The following is a 4,680-nucleotide window of genomic DNA, read 5'->3' as shown; positions in this document are numbered from 1 at the left end:
GTTTTTTTTGGGGGGCTTTTTTTTTTTATAACCTCCCCGGGGGGGGGGGGGGCGGCCCCCCCGCGGCCCCCCCCCCCGCCCCTCACGTGTGTCATGTCAGCACGTGTGTCATGTCATGGGGTCGGAATCAGAGCTTGGCCAGCTTCGGGTAGGGGCTCAGGAAGCGTCCCTGGCGGCCCGCGAAGTCGATGACCACCGCGTCCTCTCCCTCGACGCCGACGATCCTCCCGAGTCCGTACTGGTCATGGGAGACCCGGTCGCCCACGGCGAACTGCTCTACGGGCGGTGCGGGCGGAGCGGGCACATTGAAGGGACTGTTCGGCAGGTGGCGGCGCGAGCCGGGGGGCCTCGTCATGTTCGCAGTATGCGCCCCCGCGGACCCGGCGCACCATGCTTCGACCTCACACCGCCCTCACATCGGTATGGAACAGACACACAAACCGCTCCCGCAGCACCCCACCCACCCCACGGGGACACGACCCGAACGGGCTACATCAGTGACGCCCCGCTCCCCCGCCGTCACCCTCCGTGCCTTCGGGCCCCTCAGAACAACGCACTGTAGGCATTCAGGGCGGGCTGCCCGCCGAGGTGCACATAGAGCACGGTCGCGTCGCGCGGGATCTCTCCCCTGGCGACCAGATCGATGAGCGCCGCCATCGACTTCCCCTCGTAGACCGGGTCGGTCACCATGCCCTCGGTCCGCGCGGCCAGTCGCATCGCGGCGAGCGTCCCGTCGTCCGGGAGGCCGTACGTCCCCGCGTGATAGCGCTCGTCCAGCTCGACGTCCGGGGCCACGTCCTGCTGTACGCCGATGAGCCCCGCCGTCCCCCGGGCGATCCTGGTGATCTGCTCACGGGTGCGGTCCGGCTCCGCGGAGGCGTCGATGCCGAGGACGCGGCGGGGGCGGCCGGGGCCCTCCTCGGCGAGCGCGGCGAACCCGGCGACCATGCCCGCCTGCGTCGACCCGGTGACCGAGCAGACCACGACGGTGTCGAAGAAGACCCCCAACTCCTGTTCCTGCTCGACGAGTTCGTACGACCACTGCGCGAAGCCCAGGCCGCCGAGCCGGTGTTCGGAGCAGCCCGCGGGGATCGCGTACGGCTTGCCGCCCGCCTCCTCGACCTCGCGCACCGCCCGCTCCCAGCTCTCCTTGACCCCGATGCCGAACCCGGCCCGCACCAGGCGCACATCGGCGCCCGCGAGCCTGCTGATCAGGATGTTGCCGACCTTGTCGTAGACGGCGTCCGGCCAGTCCACCCAACTCTCCTGGACCAGCACGCACTTGAGCCCCGCGCGGGCGGCCACCGCGGCGACCTGGCGGGTGTGGTTGGACTGCACGCCGCCGATCGACACGAGCGTGTCGCAGCCCTGCGCGAGGGCGTCGGCGACGAGGTACTCCAGCTTCCTGGTCTTGTTCCCGCCGTACGCGATACCGGAGTTGCAGTCCTCCCTCTTGGCCCAGAGCGTGGCGCCACCGAGGTGATGCGTGAGCCGGTCCAAGGGGTGCACGGGCGAGGGGCCGAAGAGGAGCGGATAGCGCTCGTAGGTGTCGAGGGGTGCGGGCACGGGGACCTCCCGGAGTCGGGGATCGTGACGTTAGATCCCGGCTCCGGGAGGGACAAGACCACCGGCGAGGGCCACCGCCCCGCGGCCCTCAGGCGGCGTCGGCCCAGGGCCAGTCCGCGTTGTGCCCCGCCTCCAACAGCTGCACCATGCGGAACGCCGCGTCCGAAAGGCCGCCGAAGACATGACGGTTGTCCTTGCCGGAGGCGCCGTGGCCCGCGCGGTGGCCCGCGAGGTTCCAGGTGTAGACGGGCACGTGCGCCGGGACCTGCTCGGTCGGGTCGCCCTGATGGTGGTACATCGCCTGCTCGTCGGTGACGATCAGCACCCGGTCGTGCTTCTTGTAGAAGCGGCGCACCGCCTCGGTGGTGTCGGTGCCGCCGAGGTCGCCGAAGCGGCCGAGGACCTTCAGGACGGACTCGCCCGCGCGGTACTTCACCCGGGCGCTGGTGGTGCCGAACTCGACCAGGTCCGCGTCGGCCGCCCGCATCGCGAGCGCCGTGCCGAAGATCGCGGCCGCGTCGGCGCGGTTGAGCTGCGAGCGGTCCGAGAGCGGCGACCACATCGAACCGGACCGGTCGACCAGGATCAGTGTCCGGCCCGGCAGCGACGGCACGTTCGCGAGCGAGTGGCCGAGCGCCCGCTCCAGCGGGTACGACCAGCGCAGCGACGGCGCGTGCTGGTACGCGGCGAGGTAGCGGAACGGGAACTGCCGCGACGCCGCGACGACGTCCGGGTCGGCGAGCCTGGCCGCGACGGTCGCCGCGACCTCGTCGGAGACGCCCGCCTCGTCGAAGTTGCGCAGGTTGCGCACCAGCGCCATGACGCCCATCGACGGGATCACGGCCTCCCAGGCCGCCTTGTCCATGGGCCCCTGCAGCCAGCCCGCGAGCGCCTCCCAGGTGATGCCCGCGGCGGCGAGCCGCTCGGCACCGCCCGCCCCGGTGACCACCGCGCGCCGCTCGGCGACGGGCAGCGCCATCAGCTCGCGGTGCGCGGCGAGCACCCGCGCGCCCTCGGGCGGCACGGCGGTCTCCGGGTGGTGACGCCGGTCGAGCGCGTACCGGAAGAGGTCGCCCTGCCACGGCTTGTCCGGGTCCGGCGCCGCGTGCACGAGGTTGAGGATGTCGCCGAAGCGGTAGCCCTTGGCCGCCGTGTCGTACTTCAGCAGGGACTTCTCGCTGTAGAGGCGGCGTACGGCGTCGGCGATGCCGCGCTTGACGGGCTTGGGGACCGCCCGGCCGTACCTCGCCGTCCAGTAGGCGAGCAGCTCGCCGGGCTCGTCGGGGCGGCGCAGCACGGACGCGACGACCTGCCGGTTGGCGGGGCCTTCGGTGGCGTTCGCGTCGAGGCGGGCCTTCACGTACTCGGCGGCGCCCACGATCGAGGCCGTGCGCATGTTGCCGTCGCCGCGCAGCCAGCCGAGCAGACCCGCGGTCCACTCCGGGTCCTCGACGGCGAGGCGGCGCACGAGTGCCGCGAACCGGTCGTCGCGGGACGCGCCCGTCTCGTAGAAGGTCTGCTGGGAAACGAAATTCGCGACCGCGAGCAGAAAGAGCTCGGAGCGTCCGTCGCGCAGCTGTCCGCGGCCGCCCTCGTGCGTGCGGGAAATGCGGCCGGCCGACTTCACCGGCGAAGTGACAAGGGCCCGGACGGACTTGGTGTTGAAGCGTGCCATGAGAATTCCCCCGAATTCATCGTGCTTTTCGGTACGGGGGAGACAGACGGCAGGAGTGTGCTGTTGCCTCCCGAGATCAAGGTGGCGGCGGCGTGATTTCAGGAAAGGAAGTAGCCGCAGCCTGCGCACCGGGAGGTGCAGGAAAATGCATGAACTTGTGGTGTCCAGAGCTCATTTCGGCGGAACCGACGATGGTGCTCTGCCACTGAGCTACACCGGCCTGTCGATGCCGGAGGCGGGAATCGAACCCGCGGCCTCCCCATTAAGAGTGGAAGTAGGTCCTGCCTTCGCACCTGGACGTGCATCACTTTAGGAGGGTGAATGGGCGGGGCGCCAAAGGTTTTCCGGCCCCCCGGTCTCCCGGCGCCCGCCCGGCGGTTCCCCTGCGGACGCAACCGTACGATGCCTCACAGGCGTCGCACAGACCGTCGGATCGTCCTGTCGTCCCGAGGGCCCGCCAAGGGCCGCTGGAAGGAGCACTCGTGGAGGTCGGCGGGTACCGGATCGTCGCGCTGCTCGGCGAGGGCGGCATGGGCCGCGTCCACCTGGCGCGGTCCGCGTCCGGGCGCCCCGTCGCGGTCAAGACGGTCCATGGACACCTCGCCGCCGACCCCGAGTTCCGCGAGCGCTTCCGCCGCGAGACGGCCGCCGTACGGGCCGTCACCGGGCCCTACACCGCCGCCGTGCTCGACGCGGGCCCCGACGCCGAACAGCCGTGGCTGGCCATCGAGTTCTGCGCGGGCCCCGGACTGCCGAAGGCGGTGGCCGCGCACGGCCCGCTCGGCCCCGCCGAACTCGCCACGCTGGGCGCCGCGCTCGCCGAGGCCCTTGCCGCGGTGCACGCGGCGGGGCTCGTGCACCGTGACATCAAACCGTCCAACGTCGTCATCACCCGCGACGGACCCAAGATCATCGACTTCGGCATCGCCAAGAGCGCGGCCGACGAGACCCTCACCGCCGAGAGCCAGGCCATCGGCTCCCCCGGCTTCATCTCCCCCGAGCAACTGGCCAGGGGCGTACGTCCCGGACCCGCCGCCGACGTCTTCGCGCTCGGCGCGGTCCTCGCGGTCGCGGCGACCGGCCGCGGCCCGTTCGGCTCGGGCGGCGCGCCCGAGGTCCTCTACCGCACCCTGCACGACGAGCCGGACCTGCTGGGCGTGCCCGGCCCCGACTGGCCGGACTTCCTCGCCCGCTGCCTGGCCCGCGACCCCGCGGACCGGCCCACCGTCCCCGAGGCCCTCGCCTGGTGCGCCGCACGCGCGGCGGACGAGCCCTGGTGGGAGCAGGAGCCGGTCGCCGGGTTGATTCGCCGTCAGGAGGACGGGGTGGCGGAGCTGTTGGGGCGGGAGGGGGAGGGGGGTGTGGCGGGGGACGGTGGGTCTGGTGATCCCGGTGGGCCTGATGGTTTCGGTGGGTCCGGTGATCCTGGTGGGCCCGGT

At 71.9% G+C, this 4,680-nt stretch carries 4 protein-coding genes; 1 reads left to right on the top strand and 3 read right to left on the bottom strand.

Annotation, left to right across the window (positions count from 1 at the left end; genetic code table 11):
• Positions 1–127 precede the first annotated feature (127 nt).
• From ACFWZ2_RS36745 to ACFWZ2_RS36735, 3 genes are all read right to left on the bottom strand, one after another.
• Positions 128–355: a CarD family transcriptional regulator gene (locus tag ACFWZ2_RS36745; protein WP_055549867.1), complete on the bottom strand. Its 228-nt coding sequence runs from the start codon at positions 353–355 to the stop codon at positions 128–130.
• A gap of 188 nt (positions 356–543) precedes the next feature.
• Complete coding sequence (locus ACFWZ2_RS36740; protein ID WP_384553321.1) at positions 544–1,566, bottom strand: 1-aminocyclopropane-1-carboxylate deaminase; 1,023 nt, start codon at positions 1,564–1,566, stop codon at positions 544–546.
• An 88-nt stretch (positions 1,567–1,654) separates the two neighbouring features.
• Positions 1,655–3,241 (bottom strand): TROVE domain-containing protein, encoded by a 1,587-nt coding sequence (locus tag ACFWZ2_RS36735; RefSeq protein ID WP_384553319.1) that lies wholly within the window; start codon positions 3,239–3,241, stop codon positions 1,655–1,657.
• A 482-nt stretch (positions 3,242–3,723) separates the two neighbouring features.
• On the opposite strand from ACFWZ2_RS36735, the gene ACFWZ2_RS36730 reads away from it, so the two are divergent.
• A partial coding sequence (locus ACFWZ2_RS36730; protein ID WP_384553317.1) for a serine/threonine-protein kinase occupies positions 3,724–4,680 on the top strand: 957 nt, incomplete at its 3' end.

Origin of the sequence: Streptomyces sp. NPDC059002, assembly GCF_042740435.1 — a bacterium.
Lineage (GTDB): Bacteria > Actinomycetota > Actinomycetes > Streptomycetales > Streptomycetaceae > Streptomyces.
Note: the sequence above shows the minus strand (reverse complement) of the source record. Positions and strands in the feature narration are given on the sequence as shown.